The organism is Paraburkholderia nemoris, from assembly GCF_905221015.1.
Taxonomy (GTDB): Bacteria; Pseudomonadota; Gammaproteobacteria; order Burkholderiales; family Burkholderiaceae; genus Paraburkholderia; species Paraburkholderia nemoris.
Map to the genome: position 1 here is coordinate 12566 of NZ_CAJNBO010000009.1, position 18347 is coordinate 30912.

The 18347-nt window shown below is 62.0% G+C and carries 20 protein-coding genes; 8 read left to right on the forward strand and 12 right to left on the reverse strand.

Going from position 1 to position 18347, the window contains the following annotated elements; all coding sequences use genetic code 11:
* The first annotated feature begins 167 nt into the window (after positions 1-167).
* Positions 168-992 carry an OmpW/AlkL family protein gene (locus KHO33_RS15430; protein ID WP_054040909.1) on the forward strand — a complete coding sequence of 275 codons (825 nt, stop codon included), beginning with the start codon at positions 168-170 and terminating at the stop codon, positions 990-992.
* Positions 993-1279: 287 nt separating this feature from the next.
* Here KHO33_RS15430 and KHO33_RS15435 read toward each other — a convergent pair whose 3' ends face one another.
* Together KHO33_RS15435 and KHO33_RS15440 are read right to left on the reverse strand one after the other, a co-directional pair.
* Entirely contained in the window at positions 1280-1915 is a 636-nt protein-coding gene (locus KHO33_RS15435) for a LysE family translocator (protein WP_200565257.1), read from the reverse strand.
* Between the two features lie 204 nt (positions 1916-2119).
* On the reverse strand, positions 2120-2989 hold the full coding sequence (locus KHO33_RS15440) for an NAD(P)-dependent oxidoreductase (protein ID WP_093641056.1): 870 nt from the start codon (positions 2987-2989) through the stop codon (positions 2120-2122).
* Positions 2990-3083: 94 nt separating this feature from the next.
* On the opposite strand from KHO33_RS15440, the gene KHO33_RS15445 reads away from it, so the two are divergent.
* Positions 3084-3854, forward strand: a complete 771-nt coding sequence (locus KHO33_RS15445) for a Mut7-C RNAse domain-containing protein (protein WP_200565256.1) — start codon at positions 3084-3086, stop codon at positions 3852-3854.
* Positions 3855-3978: 124 nt separating this feature from the next.
* A complete protein-coding gene (locus tag KHO33_RS15450) occupies positions 3979-4257 on the forward strand; it encodes a hypothetical protein (RefSeq protein ID WP_054040886.1) in 279 nt (92 codons plus the stop codon).
* A 154-nt stretch (positions 4258-4411) separates the two neighbouring features.
* Here KHO33_RS15450 and KHO33_RS15455 read toward each other — a convergent pair whose 3' ends face one another.
* From KHO33_RS15455 to KHO33_RS15470, 4 genes are all read right to left on the reverse strand, one after another.
* Entirely contained in the window at positions 4412-4624 is a 213-nt protein-coding gene (locus tag KHO33_RS15455) for a hypothetical protein (protein ID WP_054040885.1), read from the reverse strand.
* A gap of 226 nt (positions 4625-4850) precedes the next feature.
* Positions 4851-5603 carry an IclR family transcriptional regulator domain-containing protein gene (locus KHO33_RS15460; RefSeq protein WP_054040882.1) on the reverse strand — a complete coding sequence of 251 codons (753 nt, stop codon included), beginning with the start codon at positions 5601-5603 and terminating at the stop codon, positions 4851-4853.
* 107 nt (positions 5604-5710) lie between these two features.
* Entirely contained in the window at positions 5711-6889 is a 1179-nt protein-coding gene (locus tag KHO33_RS15465; RefSeq protein WP_200565255.1) for an SDR family oxidoreductase, read from the reverse strand.
* Between the two features lie 70 nt (positions 6890-6959).
* Positions 6960-7676: a MipA/OmpV family protein gene (locus KHO33_RS15470; protein ID WP_200565272.1), complete on the reverse strand. Its 717-nt coding sequence runs from the start codon at positions 7674-7676 to the stop codon at positions 6960-6962.
* A gap of 256 nt (positions 7677-7932) precedes the next feature.
* Between KHO33_RS15470 and KHO33_RS15475 the strand changes: the two genes are divergently transcribed.
* Positions 7933-8868: a DMT family transporter gene (locus KHO33_RS15475; RefSeq protein ID WP_200565254.1), complete on the forward strand. Its 936-nt coding sequence runs from the start codon at positions 7933-7935 to the stop codon at positions 8866-8868.
* A 46-nt stretch (positions 8869-8914) separates the two neighbouring features.
* Here the strand turns inward: KHO33_RS15475 and KHO33_RS15480 are convergent, their stop codons facing one another.
* The 6 genes from KHO33_RS15480 to KHO33_RS15505 all read right to left on the reverse strand — a co-directional run bounded on the left by KHO33_RS15480 (position 8915) and on the right by KHO33_RS15505 (position 15200).
* Entirely contained in the window at positions 8915-9166 is a 252-nt protein-coding gene (locus KHO33_RS15480; protein ID WP_128576701.1) for a hypothetical protein, read from the reverse strand.
* 779 nt (positions 9167-9945) lie between these two features.
* The gene (locus KHO33_RS15485) at positions 9946-10632 is read right to left on the reverse strand and encodes a DUF2242 domain-containing protein (protein WP_200565253.1); all 687 of its coding nucleotides are present in this window, start codon (positions 10630-10632) and stop codon (positions 9946-9948) included.
* A gap of 173 nt (positions 10633-10805) precedes the next feature.
* Positions 10806-11432 (reverse strand): lytic transglycosylase domain-containing protein, encoded by a 627-nt coding sequence (locus KHO33_RS15490; RefSeq protein ID WP_200565252.1) that lies wholly within the window; start codon positions 11430-11432, stop codon positions 10806-10808.
* Positions 11433-11546: 114 nt separating this feature from the next.
* Complete coding sequence (locus KHO33_RS15495; RefSeq protein ID WP_200565251.1) at positions 11547-12830, reverse strand: cytochrome-c peroxidase; 1284 nt, start codon at positions 12828-12830, stop codon at positions 11547-11549.
* A gap of 8 nt (positions 12831-12838) precedes the next feature.
* Entirely contained in the window at positions 12839-14068 is a 1230-nt protein-coding gene (locus tag KHO33_RS15500) for an alkaline phosphatase family protein (protein ID WP_200565250.1), read from the reverse strand.
* Between the two features lie 148 nt (positions 14069-14216).
* Positions 14217-15200: a helix-turn-helix transcriptional regulator gene (locus KHO33_RS15505; protein ID WP_234480572.1), complete on the reverse strand. Its 984-nt coding sequence runs from the start codon at positions 15198-15200 to the stop codon at positions 14217-14219.
* Between the two features lie 102 nt (positions 15201-15302).
* Here KHO33_RS15505 and KHO33_RS15510 point away from each other — a divergent pair, with 102 nt between their 5' ends.
* From KHO33_RS15510 to KHO33_RS15525, 4 genes are all read left to right on the forward strand, one after another.
* Positions 15303-15950 carry a glutathione S-transferase family protein gene (locus tag KHO33_RS15510; protein WP_200565270.1) on the forward strand — a complete coding sequence of 216 codons (648 nt, stop codon included), beginning with the start codon at positions 15303-15305 and terminating at the stop codon, positions 15948-15950.
* Positions 15951-16163: 213 nt separating this feature from the next.
* Positions 16164-16424: a DUF6723 family protein gene (locus KHO33_RS15515; RefSeq protein ID WP_054040872.1), complete on the forward strand. Its 261-nt coding sequence runs from the start codon at positions 16164-16166 to the stop codon at positions 16422-16424.
* A gap of 98 nt (positions 16425-16522) precedes the next feature.
* On the forward strand, positions 16523-17113 hold the full coding sequence (locus KHO33_RS15520) for a hypothetical protein (protein ID WP_200565249.1): 591 nt from the start codon (positions 16523-16525) through the stop codon (positions 17111-17113).
* Positions 17114-17252: 139 nt separating this feature from the next.
* Entirely contained in the window at positions 17253-18335 is a 1083-nt protein-coding gene (locus KHO33_RS15525; RefSeq protein WP_200565248.1) for an IS630 family transposase, read from the forward strand.
* Positions 18336-18347: the final 12 nt, after the last annotated feature.

Here is an 18347-nt window from a genome sequence, read left to right on the forward strand (position 1 = left end):
CAGCACGCGCCGCCGGCACGCAGCGAGGCATTCGCGTCCCGGCTGCTGCGCACAGCAATAGCGCGGCAGCCGGCGTCCACCCAGTATCCAGCGCACCGGCTGGCCCGCGAGGCCGCCGTCGCTCGCCGCGCGCGACGAACGCAACGCGCGCCCCAGGGAGGAACAACATGAAAAAAATCTATTTCGCGCTGCTGGCCGCTTGCCTGTCGGTCAGTGCGCACGCGCAACACGCCGGCGACAACGTCGCCGTGCTCGGCTGGTTCCACGTCATGCCGCAGGATTCGAGCACGCCGCTGACCACCACCGTCGCCCCGACGCCGATCAATACACCGCTGCGCCTGCCGAGCTCGTTCACGTCTGCCGGCACGGGGTTGTCGACCAGTAGCGCCAATACCGTCGGCCTCGTATTCAGTCACTACCTCACCGATCACATCGCCGTGTCGACAGTGGCGGGCGTGCCGCCGGTTTTCAAGCTCTACGGGCACGGCACCGTCAAGCCGCCGGGACCGGCAGGCGCACTCGGTCAGCAGGATCTGGGCGATCCGCAGGCCAATCCGATCGTGAAGAGCGTGCGCCAGTGGAGTCCGGCGCTGCTGTTCCAGTATTACTTCAATGCGCCGACGGCCCATTTCAGGCCGTTCGTGGGTATCGGCGTGTCGTATAACTGGTTCTCCGACGTTCAGCTGAGCCCGAACTTCGTGACCGCGACGCAGAACAATCTCGGCTCGGTGCTGGCAGCCGGCGCGGGCAAGCCCGGACAGACGCAGGTGTCGGCGAAGGCATCTTCGTCCTGGCAGCCGGTGTTCAATGCGGGGCTCTCGTACAACATCACCGACCACTGGGGTCTCGTCGCATCGGTCACGTACATTCCGCTGAAGACCACCTCGTCGGTGATCATCAAGGCGGCGGACGGCACGGAATTGGGTGTTTCGAAGGCGGAACTGAAAGCCGATCCGATCATTTCCTTCCTGGCCGTGTCCTACAAGTTCTGAGTTCGGCGCAGATACAGCAAAGCCGGCAGCCCCGCGGAGGGGTCAGCCGGCTTTGTCTTTTCTGGAGGGCGCTGGAAATTCAGGGCAAAAAAAAGCCCGCCTAAGCCGGCGGGCTGAATCCATATCAGAGGAGACATGGAGGAGACAAGACGAACTATAGCAAATGGTTTGGTGCGTCGCAACATACAAATTAGGGTTGACCCTCGGCGTTGTATAAGTACAACAATCCTTACAACGCTTTGCGAGCGAGTGGCGTTGAGTGCCGCGCACCTGCCGCGGCCGTTCGCCTAATGCCGCACCAGCGCCATCATCGCGCCGAACCCGACGAACACGCCGCCCGTCAGACGATTGAACATCCTCGCGACGCTGCGGCTCTTCAGTCTGGCCCCGATCCGCGTGCCGAAACCGGCGTACACCAGGTACCAGCTCACCTCGATAACCGCGAAAGTCGCGACGAGTACACCGAACTGCGGCAGCTTGGGCTGCGCAGCGTCAATGAATTGCGGCAGCAGCGCGGCGGCGAACAGGATGGCTTTCGGGTTGCTGCTCGCCACCAGGAAGCCCTTGCGAAACAACGTGAGGCGCGAGCGCGCGGGTTTGGCGGAAAGTTCGTCGACCGCGCCGGCAGCGCCTTCGTCAGCCGGCGCCCGCCATGCCTTGATGCCCAGATAGACGAGGTAGGCCGCGCCGATCATCCGCAGTGCGTTGAACATCGTCGGCCACGCCGCCAGAAAGACGCCGAGGCCCGCCGCCGACACCGCCAGCATCAGCACCAGTGCCGACAGGCAGCCGGCCATGGTCGCGCTGGAACGGCGCAGCCCGTGCTGGGCGCCGTGCGTCATCACGAGCAGCATGTTCGGACCGGGGATCGCGGAAACGACAAAAACAGTGGCGGCGAACAGCCACCAGGTGTGCAAACTCATTGGGATCGAGGCGAATAGGAATCGGACAGCTATTATGCCCGCCCGTGCGAATCCGCGGCGACGCCCTATTGCGCGCACCCTGGCACGAACCACGGCGCGCAGGCGCCGCGGCCTTGCGGCGAAGCGCACTCGGCCCAGTTGCCGAGCATGGGCCCAGCAATGGATGCGGGACGCGCCTTCAGAAGCGACGCCCCGAGCACCCGCTCAGCGCCCTGCCCGCCGTGCCGCCACCTGCCCCAGCACTGCGAAGTCCTTCTCACCGTCGCCATGCGCTACCGCTTCGATCAGGCTGTCACGCACGACACTCGCAATCGGCAGCGGCGTGTTGACCGCATCTGCGGCCGCCAGCGCGAGGCGCAGGTCCTTCAGTCCGAGGCGCGCCTTGAACAGCGCAGGCTCGTAGCGCTGCTCCGCGATCAGCTTGCCGTAGCCCGAATAGACCGGTCCCGGGAACAGGCCGCTCGTGATCACGTCGAGGAAATCCTGCATCGCCAGACCGTGGCCGGTCACGAGCGTGGCCGCCTCGCCGAGCGTCTCGACTGCCGCGCCCAACATAAAGTTAGCCGCGAGTTTCATCACGTTCGCCTGTTGCGGCAGCGAGCCGATGCGCCAGGTTTTCTGACCGATGGCGTCGAAAATCGGCTGCACGCGGTCGATCGACTCGGCGGGGCCACCCGCCACGATCGTCAGCTTGCCCGCCGCCGCGACGTCGGGCCGCCCCATCACCGGTGCGGCAACGTAATGGACGCCGCGCGAGGCGTGCGCCGTCGCCAGTTCCTCGGCCAGCGCCACCGAGATCGTCGCCATGTTGACGTGGATCAGCCCGCGTGGGGCGTGTTCCAGCAGCGACGCGGTGATGACTTCGCGCAGCGCGGCATCGTCGGCGAGCATCGAGAACACAGCGTCGCCCGCAAACGCTTCAGCCGGCGTCGCGACGATCCGCGCACCTGCGTCGGCGAGCGGCTGCGCGCGTTCTGGCGAGCGGTTCCACACGCGCACCTGATGCCCGGCTTTCAAAATGTTTGCAACCATCGCGGCGCCCATCTCGCCGAGACCGATAAAACCGATGTCCATCTGTCGCTCCGTCTTCTAAGGAACTGGAAGTAAAGCACACCCATGCGACACGTGCAGGACAGCGCGCAATTAAACACGGTGCGATACTGATGCGATGGTCACCGCGACATTCCGCTTCTATGAGGAGCTGAACGATTTTCTCGCCCGGCCCCTGCGCCGGCGCGCGTTCAGTTGCGCCTGCGCGCGCGGCGCGACCGCGAAACATATGATCGAAGTGCTCGGCGTGCCGCATACCGAGGTCGAACTGATTCTGGTGAACGGTGAGTCGGTCGGTTTCAATCATCCGCTCGCCGAGGGCGATCGCATCGCCGTTTATCCCAAGTTTGAAGCGCTCGACATCCAGCCGCTATTGCGCGTGCGCGAACATCCGCTGCGTGTGGTGCGCTTCATTGCCGATGCGCATCTGGGAGGCCTCGCCCCGCTGCTGCGGCTCGCCGGCTTCGACACGCTGTACGACAACCATTACCCCGACGCCGATATCGAAGCGCTCGCGGCCGCTCAGCAGCGCATCGTCCTGACGCGCGATCGGGAGCTATTAAAACGCCGCGCCATCACGCATGGCTGCTACGTACGCACGCTGCGGCCGCGTGAACAATTGCGCGAAGTGTTTGAACGGCTCGATCTGGCCGGCAGCGCGCAGCCGTTCCGTTTGTGTCTGATGTGCAATGCGCCGCTGCGGCGTATCGCCAAAGATGAAGTCGGCGACCGGGCGCCAGATGGCGTGCTGGAACGGCACAACCAGTTCGTCACCTGCGATGTGTGCCGGCGCGTGTTCTGGGAAGGCACGCACTGGCAACGTATGCGGGCGCTGATGGACAGCGTGGCCGGCGCGCCGGAGCGGCCCGATTTGGACGCCGCCCAATGAGCTCAGACTCCACAAGGTCTGAGCACCTCGCCAACGCCGCCCGGATGCGGGATCGGCGCCGCTCGCTCGTCGCGCGGCGCGATGCGTACAATGCGGGATTACTTATCTGGCAGAGGCCTTCCGTATGGCGATGAAAAAGACCGACCTTGAAAAGAACAAGGCACTCAAGCTGAACAACGCAATGAAACTGTCGACCGCCGACCGCTTCGGCAAAGCCGCTGCCGCCGAGCCGAAGCTCGACCGCCGCGAACAGCGCAAGCTCGATCAGGCGCAGGGCCTGGTCGCGTTTGCCTGCAAGCTGAATGGCGAGCTGGTCACGGAACTGAAAGAACGGGCGGCCACGCATCCGGAAGGTATGAGCGGGCTGCTAAACGAGGTCATCAAGCGCGGCCTCGCCGGCTAAGCCACGCCCAAAACCGCCGTCCAATACAAAAAGGCCAGAGCAGAAGCTCTGGCCTTTTTGCTGGCGACATTTAACCGGAACCGCGCCGCACTCGCCGACAAGCGGCGCGCACAGGAGAACCGGCAGGGTTCGCCCGGCGAAACCAAGCGTGAGCTTAGTTTGCCGCGCCCTTGTCGTTCGTGCCGGCTGCCGAAGCTGCTGCCGAAACCGGAGCGCGCTTGCCGTGCGTCTTCAGCTTCTTGATGTGGTGCTTCTTCGGCGCGCTAGCTGCAGCGGCCGGCGCTGCTGCGTCCGATGCCTGTGCGAAAGCTTGAACGGAGACCAGCGCGATCGATGCGGCTGCGAGCGAGACGATGAATTTTTTCATGTGTTGTTCCCCAAACCTGGACGACTGAGTCAATGTGAATGAAATAGCAGAACGGTGAAGCAGACAAGGCTTGAGGCGCCTTACCGCTCCCCGCGGGAGAGTATTACGCAGCGTAGGCGGTTTGTCATGCGCAAAACTCGATATGTATTTTCCGCGAGACAGCTTGCTTTCGATATGCTTTCACTCATTAAGCATGCCGTACTGGGGAGATTACCTAGACCCGCTTCTAGACCAGATTCCGCAGCAAACTGGCCGTTTCCTGAAGGGTCGGCAGCACCCGATGCAGCGCCGCATTCGCCGACTCCTGGCCCATCGGCATGCTCACGCTGATCGCCGCCACGACCGACCCATGCCGGTCGCGCAACGGCACCGCAACGCCGCGCATGCCCAACTCCAGTTGTTGATCGGTAACGACATAACCATCGCGGCGGATTTCGCCCAGCACTTCGCGTAAGCGCTCCGTGGTCGAATACGTATGGGGCGTGAACACCTTGATCGGATAGGACGCCAGCCACTGGTCGATGCTTTCCGGCGGCTGGAAGGCTAACAGGATCAAACCCGCGGACGAGAGCGGCGCACTCGCCCGCGAGCCGAGCACGAAACCGACCGCCATCGCGCGGTTCACGCCGTTGCGCGCAACGTAGACCACGTCGTGTTCGTCGAGAATCGCGACCAGCGCGGTTTCCTGCACTGTCGCGGTGATGCGCTGAAGAAACGGCTGTACGGTGCGCGGCAAGCGCGCTGAATCCAGATACGACTGACCGAGCCGTAATACGCGCGGCGCGAGCCAGAACAGTTTGCCGTCCGTATCCACGTAACCCAATTCGCGCAGCGTCAGCAGATAGCGGCGCGCCGCCGTGCGCGAGAGCCCGGCGCGGGCGGCCACCATGGTCGGCGTCATGCGCGCATGCTCTTCATCGAATGCTTCGATGATCGCCAGCGCCTTCGCGGCGCCGGCGATCCAGTCTTTCTCGTCCATTGCGTCTGCCTGAAAGTCGGCCTGCCCGGCGGATCAGGGATGTTTTGAGCCGTCTGGCCGTTGCGCGATTATCGCGCGAGTCGCTCGCCGTGCGACCGGCTGAAGGTTCATTTGAAGTCCCAGCGCATCTGCTCGGCGATCCCCACTCCGCGCGAGGTCCGCACACATTCGCTCACGTAGTCCGTGAAGGGCAGCGGCTCGAAACCGATCTCGTCGCGCAAACGGCGGTTGTCGAACGCGTAGTCCAGCTCCGCGAAACCGGCGTACAAACGCAGCGCGTGCTCGATCAGGCGGCCGCTGCCGCAACGATCGCGGCCCACCACCTCGCGTGCGATCCTGCCGAAGTCGCGCACACGGCACATCGAATAGCGGTTGCCGGAGGTGCCGGTGGCTTCGTCCATCGCGCTGATGATCTGACCGATGGTCGGTGCCTCCGAGCCCGCCGACACGTGATACGTATCGAAAGCCAGCGACGGCTTCACCGCCAGCAGCGCGAGCGCACGCGCGCAGTCGTCGGCGGACACCACGTCGATGCGGTTCATCGCCCGCGCCGTGAAGCGCCGCGCGCCGTGCACCACGCGAAACACCCAGAACAGGCTCGCCGACGGCAACGTGCCAAGCACCGTGTGGCCAACCACGCTCGACGGTCGCACCACCACCAACGGTAAACGTGGATACGTGCTGCGCAACAGACGTTCGACTTCGCGTTTGCTCTGCGTGTACGGCACGAGGTGGCGCGTCTCGCCATAGCCGAATGGAGATTCCTGCACGTTCGCGCCGCATTGCGTGCCGCACGCCATCGCCGTGCTCACGTGCAGAAAGCGTCGCAGCGTTTTGCTCCCGACAAAACGCGACGCAAAGCGCAACGTATCGCGCACATTTGTATCGAGTACTTGCGGATGCGTCGAGAACGATGCGAGCCCCGCACAGTTGATCACGTGCGACGCCTTGCCAATGCGCGCCAGATCGATTTCCGAAAACGCGCTGCCGAGCTCGCCGACCATCACGTTCGCATCAGTGATTCGCTGAGCGCGAGAATGCGCCAGCCCGCAGCGCACTGCCGAAGCGCGCAGCCGGGCGAGCGCGTCGGCCACGCTGACGCCGCGCACCAGACACACCATGCGCTCGACCAGGCCGGCGTTGATCAGGGTCACCAGCAAATTGCCACCGATAAAGCCGGTCGCACCGGTCAGCAGCACACTGTCGACGCCCATCGCCTGCGCGCGCGCCGACGACACCAAGCTGTCCTGCCAGGCGTTGGACAAAGGGGTTTGCCATGCAAACATCGCGAGCTCCTTGCGGGGGACGTCAGATCGTCGAAGCGTCGATCCGGACAACCAATCAACAACAGGCGCATCAGTACCGATACGTCAGCGCCGAGATCGCGAAGTAGTTGTTCTTCGACTGCACGATCGGACTGTTCGCCGATGCACCGAGCAGCCGCGTCACGCCGCCTTCGGTACGCACCGACCAGCGCGGCGAAAACATGTACGTCCAGCCGATCGACACCTTCGCGCTGTCGAATCCGCCTTTCACCGCATACGGCTGAAAGCGGCTCGCGGCCGCCTGCGCATCGGTGACTCCAAAGAAGGTCTGCGTGTAGCGGCCGCTGCCGGCATGCACGCTGCCCTTGATGCTGATTTCGTTGTCGACGCTTTGCAGCACCGGCACGGTCAAATCGACGTGCCCGCTGGTGCCGTGACTCGTGTTCGTCAGCGGCTGGTCCAACGTGATGCTGATAGTCGACGGACCGAACAGATGCGCCCCGACCTGCACGGACAGCATCACCGAACCGGGGATACGGCCCATGCCCTTCAGGTAATCGGAGCCGGGCAAATCAGCGCGATTGCGATCGGTACGGCCGAAGTCGTAGCTCAGCGCCGCCGATGCAAACATGCCGTTAGCAAAGCTGCGCTTGTAGCCGAGGCCGTCCATCGGGCTCAGAAAGATGCCGTTGCTGAATTCGGCAGCAATCAGCGGCGCGACGAACGGACGGTAGTCACGGCTGCCCTGATAGCGCGGCGCCACGCCGCCGGCCAGCGAAAACATATAGAAATTCTCGGCATAGGCCATCGACGAGCAGGTCAAGCCAAACAGCGGAACACACAGATAGGCGAAGCGTTTGCGCACGATCAGGACTTTTTTTGGGACGGAAGCCGCAGTCTAGGGACGCGGCCTCGCCACGTCTGTCCTGAAGTTGGGGGAATGTGTGCGCAATTGTGTTCAAGTGTTCGCGAATGTTCGCGGCGTATCCCGCACGCGTGCGCGCGGATAGAATCGGTGCCTGATACGACGCCTTGTTAGAACAACCGAATTCGAAAAACCGCCTTTGAAACCTGACACACGCCAACACCTGCGCGCGAATCTGTTGATGCTGATCGCGGCGATGATCTGGGGTTCCGCATTCGTCGCACAACGCTTGAGCCTCGATGCGATCGGACCATTCCTGTTCACCGGACTACGCTTCCTGCTCGGCGCGCTGGTCGTGCTGACGATGATCGTCTGCGTGCGGCGCTCCGCACTGGCAGAGCTAACGAAGCGCGAACCCGGCGGCGCACGCGAACTGCTCGGTGCCGGCGTGCTGCTTGGCATCGTGCTGTCGGCGTCGATTTCGTTGCAGCAGATCGGCCTGCAATACACGAAGGTCGCCAACGCCGGGTTCATCAGTTCGTTGTACGTGGTGCTCGTGCCGCTGCTGGGCGTGCTGTTTCGGCATCGGACAGGATTCGGTACCTGGCTCGGTGCGACGTTCGCAGCGATCGGCATGTACTTTCTGAGCGTCAACGAGCACTTCTCGATCCTGTACGGCGACTGGTATCAGCTTGCCGGCGCCCTGGTGATTTCCGTGCAGATGATGCTGGTGGGCCGCTTCGCGCTGCGGCACGACACGCTGATGCTGGCGCTCGTGCAGTTCGTGACTTGCGGGCTAGCGTGTCTGACCGTCGGTCTCGTGATCGAGCCGATCAGTCTCGCTGTGATCGAGCGCGCCGCGCCGACGATTCTGTACGGCGGTGCGCTGTCGGTGGGCGTTGCTTATACGATTCAGGTGGTGGCGCAGAAGTACGCGGCGCCGTCGCATGCCGCGGTGATCTTCAGTATGGAAGGTGTGTTCGCCGCGCTCGCTGGCTGGCTCGTGCTCGGCGAAACGCTGACGGTGCGTGCGCTATTCGGATGCGCGCTGATGCTTGCCGGTTTGATCGTGTGTCAGGTGATGCCCGTCTCGCGACGCCGAGGTGAACGTGATCGCTTGCCTCACGAAGCGTGAGGGTTTAGACAGTCACCCGCGCGCCGCTTAGCGACCGCCTCGGCCGCTAAGCGGCACGCGGCTGCGCGAAGAGTTTGGGTGTATCGGCGGTGGGCGGAAACACGCACCAGCAGCCGTCGTCGTGTCGAAAGAAAAAAAGGCCGCGCAATCCACCGTCCTGAGAAGTCTCGACCCGCACATAACGCCTGCCGCCGAGACGGGTGCGACTGAATTCGGTTACGTGAACCGACACCGAAGGTCCCGGCGCCAGCCATTTCTCAACCAGAAAACGCAGTGATTGTTCGCTGGCGGCTCTCATGATCCGCTCCGGGCCGGTTTGTCGTGGCTCGCCTCGCGTGTGGCGTCGTTGCTTTCGTCGTTTTCGGCGCCGTCCTCATCATGCTCGGAAGATGCGAGGGATATGGCCCGGTTTGTGGCCGCCGCCCGCAGCGTCGTGCAGTGGCTGGCATGTCTGATATCCGAAAGAAGACGGACTAGTTGTCGTGCTGTTCTGCGTTTCATTGCACACCCCCGCACTGCACCAATAACTTCAGAAAACACTTTAACTCTATGCCTGGATAGGGCGTTGCTGAAATGATTTTGACTAAATAGCAACAGTTGCGCTTGCAAAAACATAGACGCAATCTTTGTACCTTCCAGCTTCAATGTGCGCGTTCGGGGAAACGTGGTCTGTACGCTGGCGAGCGGATGGGATCGACAAAAAAACCCGGGGCGCCACCCGGTGGCATGGGCCCGGATGCGCAAGTTATCCACAATTGCCTATGAATAACTTCGGGATAGCGCATCGGACAGCCTGTGTGCGAAATCTTGATAAGACGCGCTGTCAGGCAAGCCCTGTCAAAGTTATCCCAGCTTTGTAGTTTTTCTACAGTCGTGTTCCGCAGGGTTATGGGTTTCGCATGACGTTGATGTGACGGGGGATTTGATAGTTATCCACAGCCGGGGTTAACCCTTGTTAACTATTACTACATATATATACGTATGAAGTAAAAAACATAGGATAAGTACCGCTGCGTGATGAGATCAAAGGCTGATCAGCTCTTGATCAGCCGAAACCCCGCTGTGTCGGTAAATGCATCAAGGCGCGACGCTCGGCCCGCTCGCAGGTTGCACGGCAGCGGCTTTGTCGATCGCATCAGGCCAGTCGGGAAGCGGCGCTGGAATGGTCGCTTCGACCGGCACCGGCAACAGGCGCGTTTCGATGCGGTTGTTCACGACCGGCTGCGTGCGCACCACCGTTTGCAGATAGTGATCGACGAGGCCGAAGAAACGATCGTAAAACTTGCCCGACGGGATGGTCTCACTTGAAATCTTGACCATCGCATCGCTGTTCGAACGGATCGGCAGCGACAGCGAACCCAGCACGCTTAGCCCGACGCTCGCCGACGTATCGCTTTTCTTCAGCGCAAAGCCGTTTTGCACGGCATTGACGTAGACGATGCTCGTATCGCTCGCCTCTTCGCCCGGCGTACACACCACATGGAACTCGACGACGATATGCGTATCGCCGGTCGGCTGGAAATTTTTCGTGCCGTCGACGGTATCGGTGCGCGTCAGCGTCGTCAGATAGCCCTGACTGAGCAGTGCGCGGCGTGCGGCCTCACAGGTATCCGTGACGCTCGAATTGAAATTGCGGGCGTAAGGACTCGCGCCCGTTTCGAACAATTCCTGCTGGAATTTCGGCTGCGGCGCGCTGCTGCAAGCGGCAAGTGTCAGCAGGCCGAAAAGCGCGGCGGCAGTGGCTTTGGAAGACGAGGTGAACATGATCGATCGGAAGAGGTGCGGCGTGAGCACGAATGGGAATGCATTGTAGAGCGGTTGCCAGGTGTGCGTAAAAAGTGCGCAGCGCGGCGCCGCCTTACATGGCGTGACGGCTCAATTCCGCAGCTTCAAGCGCGGGAGCATGGCAAAGAGGAGAAATGCGATGGAGTTGCCGCTCAGTGCGGCATGGCAGGCGATGCGCCTGGCAGCGCCACTGCGGTGTTGCCGGCCGGTATCGTAAACGCGTCGGCCCAGTTGTCCGGCGCCGGGCAACGGTCGGCTTCGCACATGCTGGCTTGTGCGCCCGCGTGCGACGCGATGTCCTGTGCTCCGGCGACGCCGGCGAAATCTTCGACGCGCAAGCTCACCTTCTTCGCGTACGCCTGCGATCCGCCGTAACTCTTGAGTGCGGCGTTCATGTCGCCGTTGGCCGAGCGCATGTAGCCGTACAGGATCGCCGAACCCACTTCAATGTTGGTGGTCGGCTCGGTGAGGTCCTTGACGTTCCTCAGCATCCCGCGATGGGCGCCCGGCACCACCTGCATCAGCCCGGTCGCGCCGTTGGCGCCCTTGGCCTTTTCCTTGAAGCGGGATTCGATCGAGATGATCGCCAGCAGTAACGCCGGCGGCAGCGAGTATTTCGAAGCGGCGGACTGCACCGCGTCGGAAATCTGTTGAGCCTTTTCCTTTGCCAGACCGAATTTCTGCGTCAGATACGCGGACATGCGGTCATTGTTTTCGTCGGCCGTTGCGGTTTGCATCAGGCCGAGCGAAAGCACGATCAGGCAAAGTAACCGGCTCATAACGGAGGACGGGGAAGAAAGGGGATCCACGCATTATAGCTCTGCCCCCAAAAGAGGCACCAAACGGCCAAAATTCGTCTGATGAAAGGTGGCCGGCTGGTGTGTCCGCGCGTGCTACTTCGGCTGCTTCGGTTTGAGTACGTAGTCATCGTTCAGCGTCGCGAGGAAAGCGGCGACGTCGTCGATATCCCGTTCGGACCACACGGGGCGCTCGCCCGCTTTGCGCGTGAGCGGCTCGTCGGTCGTGTCGACGTTTACGCGCAGCGCGACCGGCAGATCGTTGAATTTATCGACCTTGCCGTGTGCGTCTTTCGGATACCACTTCGCAGGATTCGTATCGCGTTGAACGTAGAAACGCAGCGCGTCCTTTAGCGTGTGGAAGCGGCCGTTGTGAAAGAACACGTGCCGCGTCGCCGTGTTGCGCAGCGACACGGACTTGAAGAGTCCACAGTTGCTCCTGTCGCTCGACTGATCGGTGCGTAGCGGACCACATAAACCCATATCGAAGTACTTCGGGTCGGCGTTCGCATGCAACTCCGGATTACGCGGCACGCCGAGCGCCTGGAAGTTGAAGTCGGTGAAAAGCGGATGAGAGCCGTCGACACCCGATTGATCGATGTGGCAGGAGGCGCAATTGCCCCCTGTCGGATTGTCGAACAGTTTTTTGCCTCTCAACTCCTGTGCCGTTAGTTGCAATTTGCCATCGAGGTAGTAGTCGAACTTGCTGGTGTACGGGTGAAAGCTTGGGTCTTCGAGTTCGAAGCGCTCGATGGCATACATCGCCTGCGCGAACGCCTTCGTGGGGTCGATGAAAATGTTCTGGCCGAACACTTCCTTGAAGCGCGCTGCGTAAGGTGTGTGCTCCAGCTTTGCCAACACCGCCGCCGGGTCCTTGTTGGCCATCTCGTTAGCATTGAACAGCGGGAAACTCGCCTGATCGTGCAGACGGTTGAAGCGCCCGTCCCAACCGAAGCCGCCTACCGGCGCGTTGTCTGTCTCGCTCAGGCGCTCGGACATGCTGGCCGCCTGCGCATGACTCCACATCGGCGTGCGGTTCAGCACGTAGCGCAGGCTCGGCACGGCGCGCGTGCCTTGCGAGCGCATGTCGGGCCCACCCAGTTGCGCGGCCAGCCCGTTGGGCGGCCCATAGGCGTGCGACGGGCTATGACAGCTTGCGCACGACATCTTGCCCGACGCCGACAACGACGCATCGAAGAACAACAGCTTGCCGAGCGCTGCGGCGTCGCTGTAGATAGGCTTCGCATCGTTCGGCGTTGCCGCAGATGCCGCCGCTGCCGCCGTTGCCTCGAACGGCAGCAATGCGGCACCGGCCAGCGCAACGAGCGCCGCCAATCGCGCGGCAGTGCGCACGGTGAATCGCGTTGCAAAAGACAGCATCGAGTCGCTTACAGGTTCGTGAAGATGTCGTTGCCGAACCCGACCAGACCGGCCTGCCCCGCGTAGCCCAGATGATCCAGCTGGAAGATGTCTTCAATGCTCTTGAGCATCGAGTAGTGGTTGTACTGCACCGTCGACACCGTGCCCGGTTTGATGAACTTCGAGATCATCACCGCGCCGGTCTGATCGCCGCCAAAACTCTGTTTGGTCAGGTTGATCGTCAAGCCCTTATACGTCAGCGACGAAGTCTGCGGGAACGCCGGCAGATTCGGACCCGGCTGCTGGCTGCAGCACGTTGCGCCGGAGAAGATCAGATCCTCGTCGGCTGCCGACTGCGTCACCGTTGCGTAGCTGCTTTCGTCGAAGTTGATGATCAACAGACCGTCCTTCTGGAACGCCGGCGAGGCGGTGATAATCGGCACCCACTTCTGCAGGAACGTGTTCGCGCTCGTCAGTCCGCCCGGCTGGCCGTTCACGCACGGCGCGTCGTGACCGTCGTCGCACAGGTTCGGCGTAATCAGGTTGAAGTTGGCGGTGGTCGAGATCGATTGCAGATCGGTCGTCAGCTTGTTGAGGTTCACGACGTTCTGGCCGCAGTCGGACGAATCGATGATCGAGTGGAAGTACATGAACGGGTTGTGACGCGTCGCGTACTGATCGCCCAGCGGCGCGGCCGCGCTCGGTGCTTCGGCCGATTGGGTCAGGTCGGTCGTGTTGAGCGTCGGGTGGCCGCAGGTGGCGGCTTCGCGCGTCGGGTCGTTGCCCATGTCGCCTTCATAGCCCTTCCAGGTGTAGCCAGCGGCCTTCAGCTGGTCCGGCAGCGTCTTGATGCTGGCCGAATACACGCAACCCGAGCCGATCGCCTGACCGTCTGACGTCGTGCCGGTGAGCTTGTAGTCCTGGTAGGTGATGCAGTCGTTGTCCGTTTCCGGCGTCGGCGCCTGACCGCTGATCATCGAGATGTAGTTGTCGAGGCTCACGTGCCCCGTGCCGTAGTACTGCTGCACCATCGCGCCTTGCGATGCCAGCGTCTGCGACAGATACGGCGCCTTGCTGTTCGCGCCGAAGGTGGTCGCGTAGTTTTCGTTCTCGAGCGTGATGACGAAGACGTGCCGGATCTGCTGCTGCCCGCTCAGATTGAGCGACGACGAAGACGAACCGCACGCGGCGACGATAACGCCAATTAAGGCCGCGCAAACGGCCATGAAGAAAGCACGCAACCAGCTGCGTTGTGACATGTTTTGCCCTTGGGTATTGGAGTTTTATTCGCGGGCAAACTTTAGGCAGCACGTATGACGGCGACGTGAATCACGCCACACGTTTGCAATATGTCGGTCATCTAACGCAACGTATAAACGTCGCTACGCCCGCTGTGAACCGGCGCGCTCATTGCGCGTAGCGGCGATGCAAGGCTGCCGCCACTTCCGCAAAACGTGCACGCAATTCCGGCGGCGCCAGCACGTCAGCCTCGGCGCCGAAGCGCAGCAACTCCGCGCATGCCTGCCTTATCGAACCGACCGGCAACGTGACCGTGCACCAGCCGTCGGACGGATCCGGCTCGCCGATTTTCGCGGCTGAGCGTGCGAACGGCGACGTGAAGGCTTCGAGCATCTGCATGCCCCACGGCGACAGGCGCAGCGTTGCCTCGCTTGCATGCATCTCTTCGGACAGACGCTGCGTGCTGTCTTGCCAGTACGCTGCCAGATCGAAATCCGACGGCCGCTCGAAAGTCTCGTTCAGCATGCTCAATTCGAGAATGCGCGAAATGCGATAGATGCGAATGTCCGCGCCAACTCGCCCAACCACGTACCACGCGCCGCTTTTCAGCACGATGCCGAGCGGTTCGATCCGCCGAAATTTTTCGGCCTTCCAGCTCTGATAGCGAATCTGCAGCGGATGCTGTTCCCACACAGCGCTCGCGATCAACGGCAGATTCGCGGGCTGGTCTGCGTCGGAAAACCAGGCCGGAGCGTCGAGGTGAAAACGCGAGCGCATGCGCTCCGCGGTAGAACGCAATTCGATCGGTAGCGCGGCGAGCAACTTGGTTTGCGCACCGGCCATGACAGCGCCGAGCCCAAGTGCCTGCACCGGCCCCGGCAAGCCGGCGAGGAACAATGCCTCTGCTTCCTGCGAGGACAGACCGTTCAGACGCGTACGGTAGCCGTCGAGCAGACGATAGCCACCTTCCGCACCACGTTCGCTCTGGACGGGAACGCCCGCGGCGCTCAAAGCGTCGATGTCGCGATAGATCGTGCGCAGGGAGACCGCGCATTCGTCGGCGAGCGACTGCGCGGTCACGCGTCCGCGCGCTTGCAGGGTCATCAGGATGGAAAGGAGACGGCTGGCTCTCATGCGGACAAGTGTAGTCATACCTGACACAAACTGACAGGTATGGGCGCTTAGGATGGGGACACCCGGCGCCAGATGAACGCTGGCTTTTCCAACGAGACGCTCACCCAGAAGGCTCCCGCCATGACCACCGCCCGCACGATCACGCTGTTCCACTCACCGCAATGCCGCTCCGTCAGCGCACTGACGCTGCTCGAGGAACTCGGCGCTCCGTATCAGCTGAAGGTGCTGAACATGAAGGCCGGCGAGCAGCGCAAGGCGCCGTATCTCGCGATCAATCCGCTCGGCAAAGTGCCGGCGATTCTTCACGGCGACGCGCTGATCACCGAACAGGTCGCCATCTTTATCTATCTGGCCGACCTGTTTCCTGAAGCGGGGCTCGCGCCGGCACTCGACGATCCGTCACGCGGGCCTTATCTGCGCTGGCTGGTGTACTACGCGGCCTGCTACGAACCGGCGCTGGTCGACAAGGCGATGAAGCGCGAACAGGCGCCGCTCGCCACGTCGCCCTATGGCGATTTCGATTCGATGCTCGGGACCGTGACAAGCCAGTTGCAGGCGTCGCCCTATTTGCTCGGAGACAAGATGTCGGCCGCGGATATTTTGTGGGGCATCGCGCTGCATTGGGGGATGATGTTCAAGCTGGTGCCCGAGACGCCGGTCGTGCTCGAGTACACCCAGCGCATCTGCTTACGGCCGAGCTTCGTGAAGGTGAGCGAGCGGGATGTTGCACTGGCGGCCGAGCATGAGGCGGCGCTCAAAGGGGTTTGATGTTGCGAGCGGGCTGCCGGGGATGCTACGGTGATCAGCAATGCTGGCTGCTGACCGGTTGACCAACTGAGCGGCCTGCTGATCCGGCATCCGGCTCGATGCGCCGGGATTTGAGACAATGAAGGCCGCCGGTGAATGTCTTCCCGGGACAACCGGGCGCGCCTTGGCCTTTCCAGCAGGCGTCGGCCCATTGAACAAGAGATGTTTTCAGGTATGAGCAAGACCGTATTCATTCCCAGCGTCCCTGCGACGTCGGAGGACGATTTCGAAGTGTCGGCGACGTCGAAACTCGCCGGCTACCGGCGTTTTTTCGGCGTGTTGAAAGTGGTTCGAACCACCGACGGCCGCGTGCTGTTCCCGTTCGACGGCGCGCCGGAACTCGGGCCTTACGCGACCAAGCTGGAAGCCGTCGCGGCGGCGCAGGTGTATGGCGAGCACATCGTGACGAGCGACCTGGCGCGTCCGGAGTTATAAGCGCGGGCGCGTGGCGGGTGCGCTTTGGTCCGTTAGGTGGGTTGCTTGGGTTAGTCACTCAGGACCATCATTTGAGGCGGTCATTTCGGGAGCAACGGATGCCTCGTCTGCGCAAAATGGGCTCATCGGCAACTGTCATGGGAAGTGCGGCTGTGCTGATGGCCGCGCTCTGTCAATCCGGCTTCGCTCAGACGTCGGACGCCAATGCCGGTCAAACCGCGCTAGGGAAAGCCGAGGTCGTTCACGCCCAGGTCCGTGTTGTAGCGATCTATCCCGCCACCAACAGCGTCACCCTGCGCGGTCCGCACGGCAATCTCGCGGATGTCGACGTGAATCCCCGCTTGGCCGATGTCAGGAAACTGCGGGTCGGCGACACGCTGAACGTTGCGTACCAACAGGCGCTGCTGCTTCAAGTCGACAAAGTGACAACCAAAGGGGTGCGTGAACGCACCGAGACGACGGTGGCGATACCGGCTTCAGCGGGGTACGCATCGTCGGCGCATAGGGTGCAGGTTGTCGCGACGGTGTTGAAGATCGACCGCAAAAGCCGGATGGTGACGCTGCGTGGGCCGAAGCATCAGCAGGTACTGAGGGCGGCGGCGAGTATTCCCCTCGATCAGTTGAAAGTCGGGGACAGTGTGCGCGCGGAGTTTGTGTCGGCGGCCGCGGTGGAGGTGGTGAGGAAGTGAGGTGCGCTGTTGAGGCAAAAAAACGGCCGCCCTCAGGCGACCATTTTTTTCAGCGTGAAGCTAGTGTTCCGTCCCAGAAATAACTTTACGTAAATTGGGATTGTTCTATGATCAAGTCCGTGATGAACAGGAGGGGATCATGGGACGCAAGGGGATCGAGGTTGTGGTGTCGGAACTGGAGCGAGAACAGTTGCTGTCCATGAGTCGCTCGCGTTCGTTGCCTCATTCTCTGGTGCGTCGGGCAAAGATTGTCCTGATGGCCGCTGACGGTCACACGACCACGGAAATCGCGATGCACTGCGAAGTGACGCCACCGGCGATCACGCACTGGAAGAAGCGGTTTGTCGCTCAGGGGCTTGCGGGTCTGCATGATGAAGCTCGCCCAGGCCGACCGCGCACACATGACGACGAGGCGGTCGCGGAATTGCTGGCCAGGGTGTTGCATGAGAAGCCGGACGGGGCAACGCACTGGAGCGTGCGTTCCGCGGCCGCGCAGACAGGGATTTCGAAGAGTTCGGTTGCCCGGTATCTGTCGCTGTTCGGTATACAGCCCCATCGTTCAAAGAGCTTCAAGCTGTCTACTGATTCATTCTTCGTCGAGAAGGTGCGCGATATTGTCGGGCTGTACCTGAGCCCGCCCACCAACGCCCTTGTCCTGTGCGTCGACGAGAAGAGCCAGTGTCAAGCGCTGGAGCGCACGCAGCCGATGCTGCCGATGGGGCTGGGCTATCTCGAAGGGGTGACGCATGATTACGTCCGACATGGCACCACAACCTTGTTCGCTGCGCTCAATGCAGCAACGGGCGAAGTCATTGCTCAATGCAAGCCACGCCACCGGCATCAGGAATTCCTGGCGTTCCTCAGGCATATTGACCAGGTGGTGCCGGCCAATCTCGACGTGCATCTGGTCGTCGACAACTACGCGACACACAAGCATCCGAGGGTCAAGGCGTGGCTCGCCAGGCATACGCGCTACCACATGCACTTCACGCCGACCTACTCGAGCTGGCTGAATCAGGTTGAACGCTGGTTTGGCCTGATTACGCAGCAGGCGATCCGTCGCGGGTCATTCAGAAACGTGCGCCAGCTCATCGCCAGCATCGAGCGTTATACCGAGCAGTACAACCAGCACAAGCGGCCGTTCGTATGGACCGCGACAGCCGATTCCATTCTGCAGAAAGTGGCCCGGCTATGCAAAGTTATTTCTGGGACGGAACACTAGCGATAGCTAGCC